This is a genomic window from Rhodoferax sp., assembly GCF_039922535.1.
Lineage (GTDB): Bacteria > Pseudomonadota > Gammaproteobacteria > Burkholderiales > Burkholderiaceae_C > Rhodoferax_B.
Map to the genome: position 1 here is coordinate 1 of NZ_JBDTEM010000404.1, position 20,681 is coordinate 20,681.

19 protein-coding genes are annotated in these 20,681 nt (G+C 63.2%); 5 read left to right on the forward strand and 14 right to left on the reverse strand.

Going from position 1 to position 20,681, the window contains the following annotated elements:
- A partial coding sequence (locus ABI213_RS19085; protein ID WP_348028254.1) for a CinA family protein occupies positions 1–307 on the forward strand: 307 nt, incomplete at its 5' end.
- Between the two features lie 23 nt (positions 308–330).
- Here ABI213_RS19085 and ABI213_RS19090 read toward each other — a convergent pair.
- The 3 genes from ABI213_RS19090 to ABI213_RS19100 all read right to left on the reverse strand — a co-directional run bounded on the left by ABI213_RS19090 (position 331) and on the right by ABI213_RS19100 (position 4,231).
- Entirely contained in the window at positions 331–1,305 is a 975-nt protein-coding gene (locus tag ABI213_RS19090) for a response regulator (protein ID WP_348028255.1), read from the reverse strand.
- A gap of 170 nt (positions 1,306–1,475) precedes the next feature.
- Positions 1,476–2,825 carry an ATP-binding protein gene (locus tag ABI213_RS19095; RefSeq protein ID WP_348028257.1) on the reverse strand — a complete coding sequence of 450 codons (1,350 nt, stop codon included), beginning with the start codon at positions 2,823–2,825 and terminating at the stop codon, positions 1,476–1,478.
- Positions 2,822–4,231 carry a class I SAM-dependent methyltransferase gene (locus tag ABI213_RS19100; RefSeq protein WP_348028259.1) on the reverse strand — a complete coding sequence of 470 codons (1,410 nt, stop codon included), beginning with the start codon at positions 4,229–4,231 and terminating at the stop codon, positions 2,822–2,824. Before ABI213_RS19100 ends, ABI213_RS19095 begins: the two co-directional genes overlap by 4 nt.
- 324 nt (positions 4,232–4,555) lie before the next feature.
- Here ABI213_RS19100 and ABI213_RS19105 point away from each other — a divergent pair, with 324 nt between their 5' ends.
- Positions 4,556–5,041 (forward strand): nuclear transport factor 2 family protein, encoded by a 486-nt coding sequence (locus ABI213_RS19105; RefSeq protein WP_348028261.1) that lies wholly within the window; start codon positions 4,556–4,558, stop codon positions 5,039–5,041.
- 54 nt (positions 5,042–5,095) lie between these two features.
- Here the strand turns inward: ABI213_RS19105 and ABI213_RS19110 are convergent, their stop codons facing one another.
- The gene (locus tag ABI213_RS19110) at positions 5,096–5,914 is read right to left on the reverse strand and encodes a UPF0149 family protein (protein WP_348008491.1); all 819 of its coding nucleotides are present in this window, start codon (positions 5,912–5,914) and stop codon (positions 5,096–5,098) included.
- A 61-nt stretch (positions 5,915–5,975) separates the two neighbouring features.
- On the opposite strand from ABI213_RS19110, the gene ABI213_RS19115 reads away from it, so the two are divergent.
- Positions 5,976–7,634 carry an FMN-binding glutamate synthase family protein gene (locus tag ABI213_RS19115; RefSeq protein ID WP_348028263.1) on the forward strand — a complete coding sequence of 553 codons (1,659 nt, stop codon included), beginning with the start codon at positions 5,976–5,978 and terminating at the stop codon, positions 7,632–7,634.
- On the opposite strand, the gene ABI213_RS19120 is transcribed toward ABI213_RS19115, so the two are convergent.
- The 8 genes from ABI213_RS19120 to argS all read right to left on the reverse strand — a co-directional run bounded on the left by ABI213_RS19120 (position 7,615) and on the right by argS (position 15,654).
- Positions 7,615–8,064, reverse strand: a complete 450-nt coding sequence (locus tag ABI213_RS19120; RefSeq protein WP_348028265.1) for a putative toxin-antitoxin system toxin component, PIN family — start codon at positions 8,062–8,064, stop codon at positions 7,615–7,617. The two genes, ABI213_RS19115 and ABI213_RS19120, sit on opposite strands and share 20 nt — an antisense overlap.
- Positions 8,054–9,292 (reverse strand): THUMP domain-containing protein, encoded by a 1,239-nt coding sequence (locus tag ABI213_RS19125; RefSeq protein WP_348028267.1) that lies wholly within the window; start codon positions 9,290–9,292, stop codon positions 8,054–8,056. The genes ABI213_RS19120 and ABI213_RS19125 overlap by 11 nt, the downstream gene beginning before the upstream one ends.
- A 126-nt stretch (positions 9,293–9,418) precedes the next feature.
- Positions 9,419–10,996 carry an RNA polymerase factor sigma-54 gene (locus ABI213_RS19130; protein ID WP_348028269.1) on the reverse strand — a complete coding sequence of 526 codons (1,578 nt, stop codon included), beginning with the start codon at positions 10,994–10,996 and terminating at the stop codon, positions 9,419–9,421.
- A 7-nt stretch (positions 10,997–11,003) separates the two neighbouring features.
- On the reverse strand, positions 11,004–11,768 hold the full coding sequence (gene lptB, locus ABI213_RS19135; protein ID WP_348028271.1) for an LPS export ABC transporter ATP-binding protein: 765 nt from the start codon (positions 11,766–11,768) through the stop codon (positions 11,004–11,006).
- On the reverse strand, positions 11,765–12,385 hold the full coding sequence (gene lptA, locus ABI213_RS19140) for a lipopolysaccharide transport periplasmic protein LptA (RefSeq protein WP_348005945.1): 621 nt from the start codon (positions 12,383–12,385) through the stop codon (positions 11,765–11,767). The genes lptB and lptA overlap by 4 nt, the downstream gene beginning before the upstream one ends.
- A 99-nt stretch (positions 12,386–12,484) precedes the next feature.
- Positions 12,485–13,138, reverse strand: a complete 654-nt coding sequence (locus ABI213_RS19145) for a thiol:disulfide interchange protein DsbA/DsbL (protein WP_348005944.1) — start codon at positions 13,136–13,138, stop codon at positions 12,485–12,487.
- Between the two features lie 95 nt (positions 13,139–13,233).
- Complete coding sequence (locus ABI213_RS19150; protein ID WP_348005943.1) at positions 13,234–13,944, reverse strand: SPOR domain-containing protein; 711 nt, start codon at positions 13,942–13,944, stop codon at positions 13,234–13,236.
- A gap of 12 nt (positions 13,945–13,956) precedes the next feature.
- Positions 13,957–15,654: an arginine--tRNA ligase gene (gene argS, locus ABI213_RS19155; protein WP_348028273.1), complete on the reverse strand. Its 1,698-nt coding sequence runs from the start codon at positions 15,652–15,654 to the stop codon at positions 13,957–13,959.
- 119 nt (positions 15,655–15,773) lie between these two features.
- Between argS and ABI213_RS19160 the strand changes: the two genes are divergently transcribed.
- Positions 15,774–16,100, forward strand: coding sequence for a PsiF family protein (locus tag ABI213_RS19160; protein ID WP_348008280.1), 327 nt, complete (start codon positions 15,774–15,776; stop codon positions 16,098–16,100).
- Positions 16,101–16,127: 27 nt separating this feature from the next.
- Here the strand turns inward: ABI213_RS19160 and ABI213_RS19165 are convergent, their stop codons facing one another.
- Both ABI213_RS19165 and ABI213_RS19170 read right to left on the reverse strand, forming a co-directional pair.
- Positions 16,128–17,066, reverse strand: coding sequence for a LysR family transcriptional regulator (locus tag ABI213_RS19165; protein ID WP_348008281.1), 939 nt, complete (start codon positions 17,064–17,066; stop codon positions 16,128–16,130).
- A gap of 54 nt (positions 17,067–17,120) precedes the next feature.
- On the reverse strand, positions 17,121–18,353 hold the full coding sequence (locus tag ABI213_RS19170) for a CaiB/BaiF CoA-transferase family protein (RefSeq protein WP_348028275.1): 1,233 nt from the start codon (positions 18,351–18,353) through the stop codon (positions 17,121–17,123).
- 187 nt (positions 18,354–18,540) lie between these two features.
- Here ABI213_RS19170 and ABI213_RS19175 point away from each other — a divergent pair.
- The coding region (locus tag ABI213_RS19175) for a malate synthase G (RefSeq protein WP_348028277.1) at positions 18,541–20,681 on the forward strand (2,141 nt) is incomplete at its 3' end.

Sequence of the window (20,681 nt, forward strand, 5' to 3'; positions counted from 1 at the left end):
GGGGGTGGATGCGGTGCTGATCGCGCAGCACGGTGCCGTCAGCGAGGCCGTGGTGCGGGCCATGGCGACCGGGGCGCTAGCCCATTCACAAGCCCAGGTGGCGGTGGCGGTGACCGGCGTGGCAGGCCCCGGGGGCGGCAGTGCCGAGAAGCCCGTGGGCACGGTGTGGCTGGGCTTTGCATGGGGTGCTGCACTGGCCGGGCAGGTGCACGCAGAGTGCCAGCACTTCCCCGGCGACCGCACCGCAGTCCGCGCCGCCACGGTGCAGCACGCGCTGCGGCGGCTGACCGAGTTGCTCGCGCATTAGCACCCCCACAGCCCAGTGGTGCGTCAGGCCGCCGCTGCGTGGCCGATCCGCTCGATCGCATCGGCCATCCAGTCGGCCTGCAGCGCAGCCGGTTGCCCACCGGAGCGCAAATGCACTTCCAGGCCCACCGGGTTGGCCCGCAATTGCACACTGCCGCCCCAGTACGACAACCACGCCAGCCATGCCACCGAGGAGGGCGATGGAGGTTCATGTGAAGCGGCATCCAGCAGCCAGGTGAGTGCGCTGCGGTCGACCACGGTGGCGGTGCCGTCCAGCAGCTCGACCTGGCCCGGCATGGCATCGGCCAGCGCCTGCAAAGCATCAGCAGCGCTGCCGATGGCGGCAAAGCGGGGCTGCCAATCTGCCAGGGCCTGGCCGATGGCAATGCTGCGCTGGGCTTCGTACTGCATCAATTCGGCGTGGTCCATGCTGCGCCAGTCGATGGGCGGCAGCCCGCAGCCGCTGAGCTCGGCCGCCTGCAGGTAGACCTGCAAGCCGCGCGCATAGTCGGTATGCAAAAAGCCCGCGCAGACGATGGCCAACTGCGAGACCCGGCTGGCCATCAGTTGCTGGCGCTGTACCGCCATTTTCTCGCGCAGCAGGTTGTCGCGCTCGTAGCGGGTGTCGGCCAGCTCCAGGGCGTTGCGCATGTCGGCGCGCAGCAGCTCCAGATCCCAGGGCTTGGTGACGTAGCGGTAGATTTCGCCGGTATTGATGGCCTCGATAGCCTCGCCCAACTCGGAGTAGGCGGTGGTCAGCATGCGCACCATCTGGGGATAGTGGTCGCGGGCGTAACGCAGCAGCTCGTTGCCCATGGCACCGGGCATGCGCTGGTCGGAGATCAGCACGGCGATCTCTGCACCCCGCGCCTGTAGCACGGCCTTGCCCTCTTCCACCGACAAGGCGGTGAGCACCGGCGCCATGGGGTTGATCAAGCGCTCGAAGTATTTGAGCGCCATCGGTTCATCATCGACGTATAGGATCTTGTCAGGTCTCATAGGAAGGTCTTGCCAGGGTTATCAACACAGAAATACTGGAGATGAAGGGCCATGCAGGCCCCTTGTCCAGCGGCGGAGGTAATCGCAATGCGGGTGCCCATGGACGGCAGCGCGCAGCGGCGCAGCACCAGACCCATGCCGTGGCGGCGTGTGGAGCCAACGCGGCAAGGTCAGACATTCTTATGGGCCAATCCTAGGTCAAACGCAAATTCGGTCCACGCGCCAGGCTCGCTGCTGACCCGCAGGGAACCGCCGTGGCGCTGCACGATGGCATAGCTGACGCTCAGGCCCAAGCCCAGGCCTTTGCCCACGTCGCGGGTGGTAAAAAACGGCTCGAAGACACGCGCCAGATGGTCGGGCTGGATGCCGGTGCCGTTGTCGCGCACGGTGACTTCCAGCCGCTCGCCCAAGTGCACGGCCCGTACCTCGATGCGCGGCGCGGCGCGGGCGGCTTTGTGCAAGGCCAGCGCGGCATTGCCCAGCAGGTTGATAAGCACGCCTATCAGTGCGGGTTCGTCGCCGCGCACATGGGTATCCATGGGCAGATCCACCGGCACGGCGATGCCCTTGAGTTCAAACCCGGTCAGGCGCAGGGCCGACTGCAGGGCTTTTTCAAACAGAAAGATGCGGCTGCTGCTGGTGTCGCCGGGCTGCTGGTAGGCAAAGGTTTTGAGGTCGGAGACGATGCTTTGCACCCGTCGCATGCCCTCTTTGGCATCGCCCAGGCTTTCTTGCAGATCCGCGCTTTTCAGCACCAGCGGGTCCATCAGCGACATGTTGATCGCCATCAGGCTGTAGTTGACCGGATTGTTGACCTCGTGCAGCAGGCCGGCGGCCAGGGTACCCAAGGCGGCCATTTTTTCCTGCTGCATCATGTGGCCTTTGATCTGAGCCAGGGCCTGGTTGGTTTGCTGCAGGGCCGTGTTCTTCTGCTCGATTTCTTTGCGCAGCTGGAACGACATCCAGCGCCAACGCTCGTTGTACACCGCCAATGCGATGCCAATGGTGGCGTAAAACAGCATGAACAGGGCGTTACCCCAGAAAGCGTGAAAGTCCTGGATACCGCCCTCGCGCCACACGCAGGCGGCACAGTAGGCCACCAGGGTCAAGGTGCCAAAAAAGAGGGCTTCCACGCAGGAAATCGGCAAGAAAAATGCCATGCCGCTCAACACAAAGGTCAGGCCTACAAAATAGATCGACTTCTCGCCATCGGTTTTGAAAATCATCCAGGACACCATCGCCTGGGGGATGCAGATCCAGAAATACGTCAGCGCCTTGATGTGCTTGCGGCCCCAGTCCCCCCGGTAGCTCACCAGCACCAGTCCAATCAGCACACAGGCGGCGATGCGCAACACAAAAAAATCAGGGGCAAACCGGGGATAAAAAATATAGTCCAGCCCCAACCCGGCCAGTACCAGCACGATGGTCATCAGGCAGGCGGCCCGGCTGTTGAAAATCAAATAGCCGTGCAGCTCTTGCCGGTAGTCGGCATCTTTGCGCGGCCGGATGAACTGCATCATGTGCCGGGCTCACCCACAGAGGATTCGACAAACACATTCACCCCCGTGACATCGGTGTAGACGACGGTATCGCACAGGCCGGGCGGCAAGATCCTTTGCACACCGGCCTCGTCGCGGTACACCAGATGCCAGTCTAGAAAATGCTCCATCCAGCGCCGCTCAGGGTTGCTGGAATGCACATTGGTAACCAGCAGCTTGCCGCCCACGCGCGACTGGCTGGCCATGTATTTGATGAGGCGGGTGCACACCTTGTCGGTCAAATAGTCAAACAGCCCCGCACAGTAGACGTAATCAAACCGGTCGGCGTCGGCCAGCGGCTGGGCCAGGGTGGCGCGCTTGATCAACTGGTTCACCGATGCGTGCTGCAGGCTGAGGCGCAGGGTTTTGCCCGTGCCCTGCTGCAGGCTCTGCAGGAGATTGCGGGTGTAGTCCAGGGTTTCTTCGCTGAAATCCACCAGCACGAATTCCAGCCTGTCGAAATGCGGGCTTTTTTCTACCAGCCGCTGGATTTCCAGGGCCGGGCCGCAGCCAATGTTGAGCACCCGCATCACACGCCCGGCCTGCACCGCCTGTATCGCGAGTTTTTCCAGCCGGTGGTACAGGATGTCAATGCGGTTGCGGTGGGCCTGTGCCACACCGGCCTGCAAAAACATGAAGTTCACCAGCTGGAAGTAGCTGCTGGGGCCCTGACGGGGGTCGCCCACAATCTGGTTCACCATCTCGTAATCGCCCGCGTAGCCCATGGGCTTGGAGAAGGTGCGGTGCACAAACGGAGCCCGCAAAATCAACGGGTGGATGGCGGTTTGGGCAAAGCTGCGGTGCATGGGCACCTGGTCTTCCGGCACCTGGGCGGCTTCCCGGTCAAACCACTGCAGGTATTCGCGGCCTTTGCGCAGCAGCGGCATGCCCAACTCGGCAAACACCTCGGGCTGGATGCGCCCATCGACATCGCGCGGCAGGCTGCCGGCCACGTCGAGCTGGTCCACCCAGCGCGACACCTCGGAAAAATAGGCCCGCATTTCGCTCACCACCACCTGGTAGTCGCGCCGCACGTTGAAGCGGCTGCCCCAGTCCTGCACAAACGCACTGGCAGCCTGCCCGACGGCGGCCGAGCCGAACTGCATGGACCCTACCTCGTTCCATTGGTCCATCAAATTCACCGATACCACCACCATCAAGCCGGTATTGACCAGGCTGACCACCACGGCCTTGCCCTGGTACACCGTCTGCTGGGCGGAGCGCAGGGTGAGGTCGTGCAGCATTTCGCTGACCTGCACCAAGGCATCCGGGTTGTACACCTCCATGACCAAGGAGCCCCGCTGGTGGCTGACGAGCGTGCCGCGGATGGTCTCATGCTTGCTGTTACGGAAGCTGATCACCGGATGGATGGAGCTTAGAGACTGCACAGGGATAGGGCACTCAAAAAGGATAGGCCTGTAATGCTGCACGGGCTATCGGTTAACGTGGACTAACGCTCCATGTGCACAACGCAGGATGCACCGCAAGGGGGTCAGGATGGATGTTGACGGTCTACCGGTGGTTCTACGCCCGAATACGGCGCATGCCAAACGATGTATGCCAATCTTCTTTCACTTTCCGCGGTTTGCAAAGCCCTAAACAAGCCGCAAAACTCCCCGCTTGTAAGCGCTGCACACCGCGCGCAAGCAATGGGTAGTCTATACAAGCCCAACGTAATAATATTGTAATTATTTGAAACACAAAAGGACGCTATGCACGCTAATCAAAAAACGCTGGAACGCTTTTATGCCGCCTTCGCCCAGCTCGATGCCGACACCATGGCCTCCTGCTACGCAGAGGACGCACAGTTCGACGATGAAGCATTTTCTTTGCGCGGGAAGCGCGAGGTGGGTGGCATGTGGCGCATGCTGTGCGCCGCCACGCGCACCCAGGGCCAAGATGTGTGGAAACTGGAATCCAGTGGCCTGCAAGCCGATGCCACCACCGGCAAAGCCCACTGGGAGGCGCACTACCGGTTCAGCACCACCGGGCGGCTGGTGCACAACCGGATTGACGGCACGTTCAGCTTCAACCCCGCAGGGCTGATCGTGAACCACGTAGACCGGTTTGATTTTTGGCGCTGGTCGCGCCAGGCACTGGGCACGCCGGGGTTGCTGCTGGGCTGGACACCCTTTCTGCGCAATAAGGTGCGCAAGCGAGCTGCGGCGAATTTGCAAAAATTTCTGGCCAGGCCATGAGCCTGAACATACCCTAAGCGCCTTACAGGCTCACGGCGTAAACGGACCGCACCATCAACCCATCCCGTGGCACTTTTTGTACTTTTTGCCGCTGCCGCAAGGGCAGGCATCGTTGCGGCCGGGCGTGGCCTCAACGCGCACGGTTTCCACGCGTGGGCCGATGCTGCGCCAAAGTCCGCGCAGGTCGTACACCGCCCACATGGCCTCACCGAAAGCCTCCATGCGGGCCATGGACATGCTGGGGGGCGGTTCTTCGCCGCCTTCTTCGTCCGGGCCAAAGGCCGAGACTTCGGCCGGGCCGGTGTCGTCTTCGGTGAGTGCCACGATGGCATCCAGCGCCGCATCCAGCGCCTTCACGGCTTCCTTGTCTTTGGCCGGAGCCACCCACTCTTCCGGCCAGGATTCGACCGCAAACATGAAGCCCAGGGCCCACACCTGGCCGAAGGCGGGCAACGGGCCTTCGTCTTCTTCACCCAGCATGGCCTCGGCACGCTCTTCGGGGCTCAGCGAGAGCATCATGGCGCGCACGTCCAGCACCTCGGGGGTGTAGGCTTTGTCGTCCGACAGGTTGCGCACATCTTCTTCGTCCAGCGCCGCGGTGACTTCGGCAACACGGCGGTTCCACAGGGACAGGAAGGCTTCTTTTTGGGCCTCGTCGGCAAAGCTGCCTTCGCCGTCTTCGCCAATGTCGAGCAGCACCGAGAAATATTCGCTGGGCGCGATGGGCTTGCGGCCACACACCACCGCGGCCATGAAGCCCTCACAGAACTCCCACTGCGGGGTTTCGTCATAGCGCTCGCGCAGGTCTTCCAGGATCAGGTCCAGGGCATCAAAGTCGTCGGGCTGCAAGGGGGAAAGAGGTGTCGTATTCATGGTGATCACTGGTAGCAAACCCCCAGTTTAGCCAGTAGCATCGCGCCCAGGAGAAACGTCTATGCTGGAATACTTGAATACGCTCTACCCCATCCGCTACACCGCCCTTGGGCTGTGTGTGATGGGCCTGTTGCTGAGTTTGTTTAGCCTGCTGGCCTTGCACACCGGGCTGCTGCCGCTGCTGGTGTTTGGCGGGCTGGTGCTGCTGGGGATTTTTGACCTGCGGCAAACCAAAAAATCGGTGCTGCGCAACTACCCGGTGATCGGCCACATGCGCTACATGCTGGAGTACGTGCGCCCCGAAATCCGCCAGTACTTCATCGAGGCCGACAACGATGCGAATCCGTTCTCGCGGGCGCAGCGTTCGCTGGTGTACCAGCGCGCCAAGAGCGACATCGACAAGCGGCCGTTTGGCACCCAGCTGGATGTGCTAGCAGAGGGCTACGAGTGGATCAACCACTCGGTGTCCCCTACTGTCACCCCCACGCACGACTTTCGCACCACCATCGGGCTGGACCAACGCACCGGGCTGCAGGCCACCAGCTCCAGCTGCACCCAGCCCTACAGCGCCAGCATCTTCAGCATCTCGGCGATGAGCTTTGGCGCACTGTCGGCCAATGCCATCCTGGCGCTCAACCAGGGTGCCAAGCAGGGCCACTTTGCGCACGACACGGGCGAGGGATCCATCTCGGTGCACCACAAGACCCACGGCGGTGACCTGGTGTGGGAGATCGGATCCGGCTACTTTGGCTGCCGCAACGACGACGGCACATTCAACCCCGAGCGCTTTGCCGCCAACGCCAGCAATCCGCAGGTCAAGATGATCGAGCTCAAGCTCAGCCAGGGTGCCAAACCCGGCCACGGCGGCGTGTTGCCCGGCCCCAAGGTGAGCGCGGAGATTGCCGAGGCGCGCGGCGTGCCCGAGGGCGTGGACTGCGTATCGCCCTCCGCCCACAGCGCCTTCAGCACGCCGGTGGAGATGATGCTGTTCATCGCCCGGCTGCGTGAGCTCTCTGGCGGCAAGCCCACCGGCTTCAAGCTGTGCATTGGCCATCCCTGGGAATGGTTTGCCATGGTCAAGGCCATGCAGGTCACCGGCATCACGCCCGATTTCATCGTGGTGGACGGGGCCGAGGGCGGCACCGGTGCTGCACCGCTGGAATTCACCGACCACGTGGGTGCGCCACTGCAAGAAGGCCTGCAGCTGGTGCACAACACCCTGCGGGGCGTAGGCCTGCGCAGCCGCATCCGGCTGGGCTGCGCAGGCAAGGTGGTCAGCGCCTTCGACATCGCGCGGATGATGGCGCTGGGGGCCGACTGGTGCAATTCTGCGCGGGGCTTCATGTTTGCGCTGGGTTGCCTGCAGGCCCAGGCCTGCCACACCGGCCACTGCCCCACAGGCGTGACCACCCAAGACCCGGTGCGCCAGCAGGCGCTGATCGTGCCCGACAAGGCGGTGCGGGTCTTCAACTTCCACCAGAACACGCTCAAGGCGCTGAAAGAAATGGTACAGGCTGCCGGGCTGATGCACCCCGGCGATATCACCGCCCACCACATCGTGCGCCGTGTCAATGAAACCGGGGTCAAGCTGCTGGTGTCCATCATGCCGCCGCTGCCTATGGATGCCCTGTTGGACCACGACATCAGCGGCCTGCCCAACGTATTCAAGTTCTACTGGCCACATGCCAGCGCCGACAGCTTTACGCTACAAATAGAATAGCTGTCTGCGCAGGTACACCCTGCGCTAGCAGCCTTTTTTTCATAGAAAGTACGGCTTTGTCCTTGCTCAGCAGCAGCGCCTGGTGGGCCACGGCCAGGTCGATGAAGCACTGGTCGTCCGGGTCTTTGCAGATGGCCGTGGTGCGCGGGGCGACCTCGACCAGCGTGGCGTAGCGGTCGAACTGGGCCAGTACCTCGGCCTTGCTGGTCTTGTAGAAAGCCAGGCGGGGGATGAGGTGCGCGTAGTCCAGCACCCGCTCCAGCTCGTTGCGCATGTGCGGGGTGGCCAGCCAGCGCAGTTGGCCGCTGGCCAGGGCGGGTTGCAGCGGCTTGGAGGCCTTGTCGTCGAAGATGAACACGTCCAGCACGATGTTGGTGTCGATCACCACGGTGTGCGGGCCTGCGCCCAACTCCAGCGGCTTATGCTGCATCTTTGCTGTCTTTGGTATCTTTGGTATCTTTGGTATCGGCACCGCGCCGTGCAGAGCCGGCCACCATATCGAAGCGGAACAAACGGCATTCGATAGGGCCATTCCACATCGGCACGCGGCGTGATTCTTTCAACCGCATCTTGCCGGGCAGCTTCAGGTCGGGCGTGAGTATCCAGGCGGTCCAGCCGGCGTAGTTGCGCTTCCAGTGGGTGGCCAGCTGCGGGAAGAAGTCGCCACTGCCGTCCTCGGTTTGCGCGGCTTCGCGGCGACCGGCCACACCGGCCACTTCGATCCGCTCGCCGTAGGGCGGGTTCAGCAGCATCAGGCCGGATTCGGCGGGGGGCATGCGCTGCAAGGCATCGCCACCGCGGAACTCGACCACGCCCGTGACCCCAGCGCGCTCGGCGTTGCGGGTGGCGAAATCGACCATCCGAAAGGCCACGTCGCTGCCAAAAATTTGGGTTTGCGGCTCGTGCTCGGCCTCGGCGGCCTGGTCCTGGATGGCCGACCACACATGGGGCTGGAACGGCAGCAGCTTCTCAAAGCCAAAGCGGCGCAGGCTGCCGGGCGCAATGTTGCAGGCGATCTGCGCGGCCTCGATGGCGATGGTGCCGCTGCCACAGCAGGGATCGTAAAACGGCGTGGTGCCATCCCAGCCGCTGGCGGCAATCATGGCGGCGGCCAGGGTTTCTTTCAGCGGCGCGTCGCCCTTGTCTTCGCGCCAGCCGCGTTTGAACAACGCATCGCCCGAGGTGTCGATGTAGACCGTGGCGTGCTCGGTGGTCAGGTGCAGGTAGATGCGCACATCGGGCCACTGCACGTTGACATCGGGGCGCACGCCGGTTTTGAAGCGGAAGCGGTCGGCCACGGCATCTTTGACCTTCAGGGCGGCAAAGTTCAGCGAGGTGAGCGGGCTGTGCTGCGCGGTGACTTCGATCTTGAAGCTTTGCTTGGGCGTGAACCAGATCTCCCAGGCCACGTTGCTCGCCGCCTCGTACAGGTCTTGCTCGTTGCGGTAGGGCGTACTGGACAGCTCGATCAGCACCCGCTGCGCCAAGCGACTGTGCAGGTTCAAGCGCATCGCGTCGCGCCACGACGAGCGCACCAGCACGCCGCCCCGGTGCGAGCGCAAATCCTCGCCCTGCAGCCCGGTAATCGCGTGCACCTCTTCGGCCAGCAGCTCTTCCACGCCAGCGGCGCAGGGTAAAAATAATTGGAGTTGGTTCATGGGATCGGTGCCAAAGTGGGGCGCGGAGCGGGTCCGCTGGGAGGCGTGGAGTATCCCATAGGGGGCACTCGGAGCGCTTTGGCTTGCATGCGCCCCGGTGCAGCTAGCGCCGGGGAAAGCTCCCCGTTACAGCGCCTTGCGCAGATTCGTCGGCGCAATCCGCAAAGCTTCACGGTATTTCGCCACCGTTCGGCGGGCACATTCGATGCCCTGCTCTTTCAGCATGTCCGACAGCTGGCTGTCGCTCAGCGGTTTTTTCAGGTCTTCGGAGGCCACAAACTGCTTGATCAGCGCGCGCACCGCGGTGCTGGACGCGTTACCGCCGGTCTCGGTGCCCAGGGACGAACCAAAGAAATATTTCAGCTCGAAGGTGCCGTACGGCGTGGCCATGTACTTGGCGGTGGTCACACGGCTGATGGTGGATTCGTGCAGGCCCAGTTCGTCGGCAATTTCGCGCAGCACCAGGGGGCGCATGGCCAGCGCGCCGTGGCTGAAGAAGTTCTTTTGCCGCTCCACGATGGCGTTGCTGACCCGCAAAATGGTGTCAAAGCGCTGCTGGATATTCTTGATGAACCAGCGCGCCTCTTGCAAGCGCTGCTGCAGGGCGGCGTTGTTCGAGGAATCTTTGCCGCCGCCTTTGTGCTGGCGCAGGGCGTTGGCGTAGATGTCGTGCACGCGCAGGCGCGGCATCACCTCGGGGTTCAGCACCACGCGGAACTTGGCATTATTGCCACGCCCGACCTTGGCAACAATCACGTCGGGCACCACGATGTTGCGCTCCACATCCACAAAGCGGCGCCCCGGCTTGGGCTCCAGGCGGGCGATTAAGGCAATCGCCAGCTTGATGTCGGCATCGGTGGCGTGGCAGAGCTGGGCCAGGCGCTTCACGTCGCGCCGGGCCAGCAAGTCCATGGGCTGGCGGCAGATGCGCAGTGCGGTTTTGCGCGCCGGGTCGTCGCCCATGGTGGATTGCAGCGCCTTGAGCTGCAGCACCAGGCATTCACCCAGATGCGTCGCGCCCACACCGGCGGGATCCAGGCTTTGCAGCAGGCGCAGGGCGACGGTGAAGCGGTGCACCAGCTCTTCCTGGGCTTCCACGTCGTCGCCTGCCAAACCTTGGGCCAGGGTGGGCAGGTCGTCTTCCAGGTAGCCGTCGTCGTTCAGCGATTCGATCAAAAACCGCAACGCGGCCTGGTCTACCTCGCCCAGGCGCAGCGCCAAGGCTTGGCGGTGCAGAAAACTGGTCAGCGATTCCTGGTTGCGGGCCAGCTCGGTGGCATCGGCCTCGCCGTCTTCGCCCAGGTTGTTCTGGCGGGCGGGTGCGTCGCCGCCCCACTCGCTGTCGTCGGGTTTCATTTCCGAGGTGCCGTCGCCGTCCCAACTGGTGTCGTCGCCACCCGTGAGCGGGGTTTCAGAGTCATTTGAGGCTTCAGCGCTGGACTCACCTGCATATTCAGCTACAGAAGTAGGAGCAGACTCGGTTTCACGGTCACCCGCGCTGACGGGGGTGTCGGACTGGGCCAGGCCGAATTCTTCGCGTGGCGCATCGTCCAGGTTGCGTTCCAGAAACGGGTTGTCGTCCAGCATCTGGTCCACTTCCTGGCTCAGCTCCAAGGTGGAGAGCTGCAAAAGACGGATGGACTGCTGCAACTGGGGCGTGAGCGCCAGGTGTTGGGAAACGCGTAGGGAGAGACCTTGCTTCATCGTCGGGTCACATGCGGAAGTGCTCGCCGAGGTAGACGCGACGCACATCGGCGTTATCGACGATCTCGGACGGCGTACCTTCGGCCAGCACGTTACCGTCGCTGATGATGTAGGCGTGGTCGCAAATACCCAGGGTTTCACGCACGTTGTGGTCGGTGATCAGCACACCGATACCGCGCGATTTCAAAAAGCCGATGATGCGCTGGATCTCGATCACGGCGATCGGATCGATACCGGCAAACGGCTCGTCCAGCAGGATGAAGCGCGGCTGGGTGGCCAGGGCGCGGGCGATTTCGACCCGGCGGCGCTCGCCCCCGGACAAGGCCATGGCGCTGGACTGGCGCAGGTGCTCGACCCGCAGGTCTTCGAGCAAGGCGGTCAGGCGCTCTTCGATCATCGGCTTGGTCAGCGACTTGCCCGCCGCGTCATGCTGCAGTTCCAGCACGGCACGCACGTTTTCTTCCACCGTCAGCTTGCGAAAAATCGAGGCCTCTTGGGGCAAATAGCTCAGACCCAGGCGCGAGCGGCGGTGGATCGGCATGTGTTCGACCGGCTGGCCGTCGATGGAAATGCTGCCACCGTCGGCCCGCACCAAGCCCACAATCATGTAGAACGAGGTGGTTTTCCCCGCGCCGTTGGGGCCGAGCAGCCCGACCACCTCGCCTTTTTTGACCGCCAGGGTCACGTCTTTGACCACTTTGCGGCTGCCATAGGTCTTTTGCAGATGGCGGGCCTCCAGGCGACTCTCAAACACCTCTGCCACGGCCGTCACTTCTGCGGGCCCTCTAGCGTGGTGCTGGAGCGCAGCGCGGGGCTGGCCGTGCCCGCAGGAGCAGACGCAGCCGGAGCCACGATTTTGGGCGTCAGCATGGCGCGAACCCGGCCGTTCTGGCCGCCGGGGTTGTTGGCAGGTGTGCCGTTGTCCACGGTGAAGACGTCGGTGGTGTTGTCGTAGACGATGACCCCGCCGGTGACTTCGTCGTTGACCTTGCTGCCCAGCAGACGGCGCAGCACCGCGCGCTTGATGAAACGCACGTTGTCCAGCTTGCTGCTGTATTCGATGGTTTCGCCCTCGCCTTCGATGTATTCGTCCACGCCGTCGCGCTTTTGCTTGAAATAGGCCAGCTTGCCCGGCTCGGCAGTGACCACGCCAAACTGGTTGCCCTCGGCATCCTGGCGCACATCCACGCGGGCACCCCGGATGACGATGGTCCCCTTGGTCATGACCACGCGGCCGGTAAATACATTGGTTTGCTTGAGGTCGTCGTAGCGCATGGCATCGGATTCGACGTTCATGGGCTTGAGGCGGTCGGCTTTTTCAGCCCAGGCAGAGCCGCCCGCGCAAGTGCACAGCAACAGGAGTAGGAAGGTGTGGTAGGCGTTTTTCATAGAGGCACGAATCTTGCAGATGATTGTAGCGGTCGATTCAGTGCACCCAGAAAAAAGCCCGCAAAAGCGGGCTCGCAGGCACAGAAAGCGGACGACCGGTCAGGTTTTCTGCTGGGACACCAGGTAGTCCACCACCGTCAGACCTCGCTCCATCGACTGGGCTTGCGTACCGTCGGTGTAAAAACGCCCCGCCACGCCCATAGCGGGCACGCCGGCCACTTTGTAAGCCTCTTGCAGCTGCGCAGCTTTACGCACCTTGGTGGCCACCGAAAACGAGTTGTAGGTTTCCACAAACTTGGCCTTGTCCAGGCCCTGCTTCAAGGCCCAGTCGATCACCAGATTGTCTTTGTCCAGCCTTTGGCGCTCAATGTGGATGGCATTGAACACTTTTTCGTGCATGGCCTCCAACTGGCCCATGGCCTCCAGCGTGTAGTACAGCTTTTGCGGCGGGATGAAGCTGTCTTGGAACACCACCGGCACGCGGCGAAAAGCCACATTCTTGGGCAGCTTTTTCAGCCAAGCGACCAGCGCGGGCTCAAAAGCAAAACAATGCGGGCAGGCGTACCAGAAGAACTCGATCACCTCGACCTTGCCCGCCGGGGCTTCGGTCGGCACGGGCTTGTCCAGCACCAGGTAGTCGGTGCCCGCCACAGGTGCCTTGCCCTGCGCGTGGGCGCTGCCGATGGGAGACAAAACCAGGGCCGAACCGGCCAAAACACTGGCTGAGGTCAGCGAAAACTCACGACGTTTCATTGCAAATCACTCCTTGTGGGGGGTCAGACGGGGCGGCGTTCAAAAAGTTCAGCCGAGATCGTCAACGATGGGTCAACGCTTGAAATAACGCGGTACTAGCGCTGCACGCGGACCAGGGTGGTGTCGCCACCGGCACTTTCCAGCTTGTCTTTGGCGCGCTCGGCATCGTCGCGTTTGGCGTAGGGGCCCATGCGGACGCGGTAGACCGTGCGGCCCGACTGCTCGCGCTCGGTGACCTTGGCTTCCATGCCCATCATGGCCAGCTTGGCGCGCTGGGCTTCGGCATCTTCGGTGGTGCGGAACGCACCGGCCTGCACAAAGTACTCAAACGGCTCGGCGGTGGGGGCCAGCCCCGACGGGGCGGCGGCCACGGTGCTGGGCACCGCCTTGGCTTTGGCCTTGGCCAAGTCGCCCAGGGGGTCGGCGCTGGTGGCGGGTGCGCTCGCGGTGGATTTGGGATCTGGCTTGGCCACCGGTTTGGCCGCTACCGACGCTGGCGGATTTACCGGGACGGCAGCCGGGGCTGGCATGGCCGCGCTGAGATCGGGGGCCGCGTCGGGCGTGGCCGCAGGCACGACCGGGCGCACCGGGTTTTTGCCGTGCAGCGGGGTGTTGGGGTCCCAATCCTTGTTCTTCTGGGTTTCGGCCGCGTCGTGGTCGGCACCGCTGATTTGGGTCTTGCCGCTCATGAATGGAATGGGCACTTTGGTGACGTAGACCGCCACCGCCAGCGCCGACCCCAGGCCCACGACCACCCCAATGATGAAGCCGATGATGGTGCCGCCGCTTTGCTTTTGCTTTTTCATACTTGCTATCACTTACATTTTTTCAGGAGCACTCACGCCCAATACCGCCAAACCATTGTGCAGCACCTGGGCACAGGCGGCGACCAGGGCCAGACGGGCCAATTTCAAGGCCTCGTCGTCGACCAACACGCGCTCTGCATCGTAATAACTGTGCAGATTGGCGGCCAGCTCGCGCAGGTAGAAGGTCACGTCGTGCGGCGCAAAACCTTCGGTGGCCGCCGTCAGCATCTCGGGGTACTTGGCCAGCTGCAGCATCAGCGTCTGCGCCTGCGGCACCAGCAGCGACGACACATCAACGCCTTGCAGACTAGCCACATCGACGCCCGAGTCGCGCAGCATTTTTTGGATGCGGGCATGGGCGTACTGCACGTAGTACACCGGGTTGTCGTTGTTCTGCGAACGCGCCAGGTCGATGTCGAAGGTGTATTCGGTGTCCGGCTTGCGGCTGAGCAGGAAGAAACGCACCGCGTCCTTGCTGGTCCAGTCGATCACATCGCGCAGCGTCACATAGCTGCCGGCGCGCTTGGAAATTTTCACCTCTTCGCCGCCGCGCACCACCCGTACCATGGTGTGCAGCACGTAGTCGGGGTAGCCCAGGGGAATGCCCACATTGGCGGCCTGCAGCCCGGCGCGCACGCGGGCGATGGTGCCGTGGTGGTCGGTGCCCTGGATGTTCACCACCTTGGTGAAACCGCGCTGCCATTTGGCGATGTGGTAGGCCACGTCGGGCACAAAATACGTGAAAGTGCCGTCTTGTTTGCGCATCACGCGGTTTTTGTCATCACCGTAGTCGGTGGACTGCAGCCAGAGCGCGCCGTCTTGCTCGTAGGTTTTGCCTGCGTCTTGCAGCATTTGCACGGTGGCGGCGACCTTGCCGCTGGTGTACAGGCTGGACTCCAGGTAGAAGTTGTCGAACTTCACCTGAAAGGCCTGCAAATCCAGGTCTTGCTCGCGGCGCAGATAGGCCACGGCAAATGCGCGGATCGAATCCAGGTCGGCCACATCGCCCGAGGCGGTGACTTTACGGTCGTCGGCCTTGACGGACTTCTTGGCCAAAAAATCGTTGGCAATATCGGCGATGTACTCACCGTTGTAGAAGTTCTTGCTGACCGGGTTGTCGGGGTCGGTGGGCCAGCAGGTATCGCCCGGCTTAAAGCCCTGCGCACGCAGCTGCGTGCTGGTGGCCAGAGTGCCGATCTGCACGCCCGCGTCGTTGTAATAGAACTCGCGGTACACGTCCCAGCCCTGGGTGGCGTACAGGTTGCAGATGGCGTCGCCCAAAGCGGCCTGGCGGCCATGGCCTACGTGCAGCGGGCCGGTGGGGTTGGCGGAGACAAATTCCACCAGGATGCGCTGGCCGTTGGCGGGCTGCACACCAAAGCTGGCCCCGGCGGCCAGCACTTCGCGCACGATTTCCTGCTTGGCGGCGGGTTTGAGCTTGATATTGATAAAGCCGGGCCCGGCGATGTCGATGGCCTCGACCCAGCGCTCAAAAGCAGGCTGCTCCAGCAGGGCCGCGCGCAGGTTTTCACCCAGTTGGCGCGGATTCAGCTTGAGCGGCTTGGCAAGTTGCATGGCGGCGGTGCAGGCGAAATCGCCGTGGGCGGCGACCTTGGGGGACTCGAACGCGGCTTTGGCACCGGCGCCGGGGGCAATTTTTTCCAGCCCGACGGCCAGCGCCGCGAGCAATTCATGTTTGACTGAGAGCATGCAGCGATTTTACGGGGGCCGTCATCCGACTTGCGGGATGCGCCGTTATAGGGTGCAATCCCTTCACCCAACGCCGTTGGGCACCGGATTAACACCCCATCCCTCTTTCTGGAGCTCGCATGAAAAAACTGTTCCCCCTTATCGCTGCCTTGGGTCTTGTCTGTTCCTTCGGCACGGTCCATGCGGCCGACAAGGAAAAGACACCCCAGCAAATGAAAATGACCACGTGCAACGCCGATGCCAAGACCAAGGCGCTCAAAGGCGACGAACGCAAGAAGTTCATGAGCGAATGCCTGAGCGCCAAGGCCGATATGCCTATGGCTGCAGCCTCCGACGGCAAAACCGCCCAGCAAATGAAAATGACCACCTGCAACGCCGATGCCAAGACCAAGGCCGTCAAGGGCGACGAGCGCAAAAAATTCATGAGCGAATGCCTGAAGGGCTAAGCCCCCAGCCCTCTCCTCAAAACCCGGTTAGCCGGGTTTTTTTACGTCCACACCCGTCCAGAAACCCGGCTGGCCGTAATGCAGCTTTAAAAAATCAATCCACAGCCGCACCCGCAGCGGTAAATGCTTGCGCTGGGCAAACACCGCGTAAATACCGTTGGGCGGCGCGGCAAACGCATCCAGTACCGACACCAGTTGGCCGCTGGCGATTTCGGCCTCGACCTCCCAGGTGCTACGCCAGGCGATACCGTAGCCCGCCAGGCACCAATCGTGCAGCACCTGCCCGTCAGAGCAGACCAAGGGGCCGCTGGGCTTGGTGTAGAAAACTGCGGCACGGTCTTTGTCGGGCAGGGTAAAAGCCCAGCCCCGTGTTTGCGACGCCTCGCTGGACAGCCCCAGGCAGTCGAATTTGGCCAAATCGGCGGGCTGCTGCGGCGTGCCAAAGCGCTTCAAAAAAGCCGGGGTGGCCACGCACAGGCGGCGGTTGTCGGCCAGCCGCACGCTCACCAGGCTGGAATCGGGCAAATCCCCCACCCGCACCGCGCAGTCAAAACCCTCGCCGCCCAGGTCCACCACGCGGTCGCTGAGGTTCAGCGCCACCGTCACCTCAGGGTGCCGCTCGCGGAACCAGGGCACCAGCGGGGCCACGTGGCGGCGGCCAAACCCGGCGGGCGCAGTGATGCGCAAATGCCCGCTGGCCTGCACGCCCCCGGCTGACACACTGGCCTCGGCATTCGCCAGGTCGGCCAGCACGCGCTGGCAGTCTTCCAGAAACGCGCTGCCCTCGTGCGTCAGGCTGATACGCCGGGTGGTGCGCAGCAGCAGCTTGACGCCCAGGCGCTCCTCCAGCGCGTCCAGCCGCCGCCCGATGATGGCCGGGGCCACGCCTTCGGCCTGGGCCGCGGCCGTCAGGCTGCCGCGCGCCACCACGGCCACAAAGGATTCCAGGGTTTTCAGGCGGTCCATAGCTAAAATTTATAAAAAATAGGGCTCCAGCGCAGGTAGCACCTGCGCAAGAAGCTATTGATTCAATAGCATCAGGTTTTCGATCTCGGCATCGCCATAACCCAGTTCGCGCAGCAGCTCGGCGCTGTGTTCGCCCAGGCGGGGCGGGTTCAGGCGCAGGCCAGCGCGCTGGCCGTCCAGCGTCAGCGGCAGCAGCACGGTGTGGGTGGCGCGGCCATCGGGCAGGGTCATGGGGGCCAGGCCGCCGGTGGCCAGCAGATGCGGGTCGTCCAGCAGGTCGTGCGGGCGGGTGATGGGGGCGTAGGGCAGCGCGTTGGCTTCAAACACTGCCGCAATCTCGCTGGCGCTGAACGGGGCCATGCGCGCGCGCAGCGCCGGTATCAGCCAGTCGCGGGCATGCACCCGGTCGTTATTACTGGCCAGCCGCGGGTCGCCCACTAGGTCGTCGATGCCAAACAGCCCGCAAAACAGCTTCCAGGCCGAGTCGCTGACCACGGCCAAAAAGATCTGCTCACCGTCTTTGACCTTGAACACGTCGTAAATGCCCCAGGGCGAAATGCGCTCGGGCATGGGCGCGGCGGGCTGGCCAGTCACGGCAAATTGCAGCATGTGCTGGGCTACCAGAAACACATTGTTCTCAAACAGCGCGCTCTGCACCTCTTGGCCCAGCCCCGTTTTTTCGCGCTGGGCCAGGGCCGCCATGGCCCCGATCGCGCCAAACATGCCGCCCATGATGTCATTGACGCTGCTGCCCGCGCGCAGCGGGTCGCCGGGGCGGCCGGTCATGTAGGCCAGGCCGCCCATCATTTGCACCACCTCGTCCAGCGCGGTGCGGTGCTCGTAGGGGCCGGGTAGAAAGCCCTTATGGCTGACGTAAATGAGGCGCGGGTTCAGCTTCTTCAACGTGGCGTAGTCCAGCCCCAGCTTGGCCATGGTGCCGGGCTTGAAGTTCTCGCTAACGATGTCGGCCGTGGCAATCAGGCGCAGCACCGCCTCCTTGCCCTCGGGCGTTTGCAGGTCCAGCGCCAGGCTTTTCTTGTTGCGGTTGAACAGCGCAAAAAAACCCGCCCCGGCTCCTATCAACTGGCGCGTGGCATCGCCTTGGCGGCCATGGCCGATGGACTCGACCTTGATGACTTCGGCCCCCAAATCCCCCAGCACCAGGCCGCAGGTGGGGCCCATCACCATGTGGGTGAATTCGACGACACGGATGTGCGCGTAGGGCAGCGTGCCTGAAGGAGGTGCGGCGGGTGCGGACTCTGGGTCAGCAGCGTGGGGGTCGGCCATACAGATTTCTCTCGGTTTTCAGGGCAATCGGGTGTGGGGCGTAGATTACCTGCATTTTGGTCACGTATAAATGCAATTTAATCTTGTTAATACGCCTTAAAGGTTGCAATACAGTAGGCCCATCGTTTGCTTTATTCTCCGTCCACCCCGTCCGACTTTCTACCTTCCACCGCAAAGGCGCATCCCCATGACCGCACGCACCACCCGCCACCAGCTCCAGGTTGCCACCGTTCTCGAACGCTTCATTGACGAAAAAGTGCTGCCCGGCACGGGCGTGGACAGCGCCCGGTTTTGGAGCGGGTTCGATGCCATCGTGGCCGACCTGGCCCCCAAGAACATCGCCCTGCTGGCCGAGCGGGATCGCCTGCAAATTGAGCTGGACACCTGGCACAAAGCCCACCCCGGCCCCATCACCGACATGCCTGCCTACCGCGCGTTTCTGGAATCCATTGGCTACCTGGTGCCCATGCCTTTGAATGTGACCGCCACCACCGCCAACGTAGATGCCGAACTGGCCCTGCAGGCCGGCCCGCAGCTGGTGGTGCCGGTGCTGAACGCCCGCTACGCCCTGAACGCCGCCAACGCCCGCTGGGGCAGCCTGTACGACGCGCTGTACGGCACGGACGCGATTCCCGAAGCCGGTGGTGCCGAAAAAGGCAAGGGCTACAACCCGGTGCGCGGTGCCAAGGTCATTGCCTTCGCCCGCAACGTACTCGACCAGGCCGCGCCGCTGGCCAATGGTTCGCACAAGGACGCCACCGGCTACAGCGTGCTGCATGGCCAGCTGGTCATCACCCTGCACAACAGCAGCACCAGCCTGGCCCACCCCGAAGCCTTTATCGGCTACCAGGGCGAGCCCGCCGCGCCCACCTCCATCCTGCTGCAGCACAACGGCCTGCATATCGACATCCAGATCGACCGCAGCACCACCATCGGTAAAACCGATGCCGCAGGCATCAGCGACGTGGTGCTGGAAGCCGCGCTGTCCACCATCCTGGACCTGGAAGACTCGGTGGCGGTGGTGGATGCCGAAGACAAAGTGCTGGCCTACAGCAACTGGCTGGGCATCCAGCTCGGCACGCTGACCGAAGAAGTGCAAAAGGGCGGCGGCAGCTTCACCCGCCGCCTGAACGCCGACCGCGTCTACACCGGAGCCAACGGCGGCCAGGTCACCCTGCATGGCCGTTCGCTGATGTTTGTGCGCAACGTCGGCCATTTGATGACCAACCCGGCCATTCTGTACGGCAACGGGCAGGAAATCCCCGAGGGCATCTTGGACGCGATGGTCACCGTCACCATCGCCATGCACGATTTGCAGCGCACGAGCAACGCGGGCCAGATTCGCAACTCGCGCACCGGCTCGGTCTACATCGTCAAGCCCAAAATGCACGGCCCGGCCGAAGTGGCCTTCGCCTGCGAGCTGTTTGGCCGCGTGGAAGCCGTGCTGGGCCTGCCAGAAAACACCGTCAAGCTCGGCATCATGGACGAAGAGCGCCGCACCAGCGTGAACCTGAAAGCCTGCATCGCCGCCGCCAGCGCCCGCGTGGCCTTCATCAACACCGGCTTCCTGGACCGCACCGGCGACGAAATGCACACCGCCATGCACGCCGGCCCGATGATCCGCAAGGGCGACATGAAGTCCAGCGCCTGGATCGCCGCGTACGAAAAGAACAACGTGCTGGTCGGCCTGGGCTGCGGCCTGCGCGGCAAAGCCCAGATCGGCAAAGGCATGTGGGCCATGCCCGACCTGATGCACGCCATGCTGGAGCAAAAAATTGCCCACCCCAAGGCCGGTGCCAACACCGCCTGGGTGCCCAGCCCCACCGGCGCGACCCTGCACGCCCTGCACTACCACCAGGTCAAGGTGTCGGACATCCAGATTGGCCTGGAAAAAATCGATGCTAACGGCGAGCGCGACCACCTGCTGAACGCCCTGTTGCAAATCCCCGTCACCGCCACGCCGCACTGGAGCGCCGCCGAGAAACAGCAGGAGCTGGACAACAACGCCCAAGGCATCTTGGGCTACGTGGTGCGCTGGGTGGACCAGGGCGTGGGCTGCTCCAAGGTGCCCGACATCCACAACATCGGCCTGATGGAAGACCGCGCCACCCTGCGCATCAGCAGCCAGCACATGGCGAATTGGTTGCTGCACGGTGTGGTGACAAAAGCCCAGATCACCGAAACCTTCGAGCGCATGGCCGCCGTGGTGGACGGCCAGAACGCGGGCGACGCGGTGTACCAAAACATGGCGGGGCACTTCACTACCAGCGCGGCGTACAAAGCGGCGTGCGATTTGGTGTTCAAGGGGCTGGAGCAACCCAGCGGCTA

Bases quoted from the DNA above. Each gene is read 5' to 3' on its own strand.
- ABI213_RS19090 (WP_348028255.1), bottom strand. From the start codon at position 1,305: ATGAGACCTGACAAGATCCTATACGTCGATGATGAACCGATGGCGCTC.
- ABI213_RS19095 (WP_348028257.1), bottom strand. From the start codon at position 2,825: ATGATGCAGTTCATCCGGCCGCGCAAAGATGCCGACTACCGGCAAGAG.
- ABI213_RS19105 (WP_348028261.1), top strand. From the start codon at position 4,556: ATGCACGCTAATCAAAAAACGCTGGAACGCTTTTATGCCGCCTTCGCC.
- ABI213_RS19110 (WP_348008491.1), bottom strand. From the start codon at position 5,914: ATGAATACGACACCTCTTTCCCCCTTGCAGCCCGACGACTTTGATGCC.
- ABI213_RS19115 (WP_348028263.1), top strand. From the start codon at position 5,976: ATGCTGGAATACTTGAATACGCTCTACCCCATCCGCTACACCGCCCTT.
- ABI213_RS19120 (WP_348028265.1), bottom strand. From the start codon at position 8,064: ATGCAGCATAAGCCGCTGGAGTTGGGCGCAGGCCCGCACACCGTGGTG.
- ABI213_RS19125 (WP_348028267.1), bottom strand. From the start codon at position 9,292: ATGAACCAACTCCAATTATTTTTACCCTGCGCCGCTGGCGTGGAAGAG.
- ABI213_RS19130 (WP_348028269.1), bottom strand. From the start codon at position 10,996: ATGAAGCAAGGTCTCTCCCTACGCGTTTCCCAACACCTGGCGCTCACG.
- lptA (WP_348005945.1), bottom strand. From the start codon at position 12,385: ATGAAAAACGCCTACCACACCTTCCTACTCCTGTTGCTGTGCACTTGC.
- ABI213_RS19145 (WP_348005944.1), bottom strand. From the start codon at position 13,138: ATGAAACGTCGTGAGTTTTCGCTGACCTCAGCCAGTGTTTTGGCCGGT.
- ABI213_RS19150 (WP_348005943.1), bottom strand. From the start codon at position 13,944: ATGAAAAAGCAAAAGCAAAGCGGCGGCACCATCATCGGCTTCATCATT.
- argS (WP_348028273.1), bottom strand. From the start codon at position 15,654: ATGCTCTCAGTCAAACATGAATTGCTCGCGGCGCTGGCCGTCGGGCTG.
- ABI213_RS19160 (WP_348008280.1), top strand. From the start codon at position 15,774: ATGAAAAAACTGTTCCCCCTTATCGCTGCCTTGGGTCTTGTCTGTTCC.
- ABI213_RS19165 (WP_348008281.1), bottom strand. From the start codon at position 17,066: ATGGACCGCCTGAAAACCCTGGAATCCTTTGTGGCCGTGGTGGCGCGC.
- ABI213_RS19170 (WP_348028275.1), bottom strand. From the start codon at position 18,353: ATGGCCGACCCCCACGCTGCTGACCCAGAGTCCGCACCCGCCGCACCT.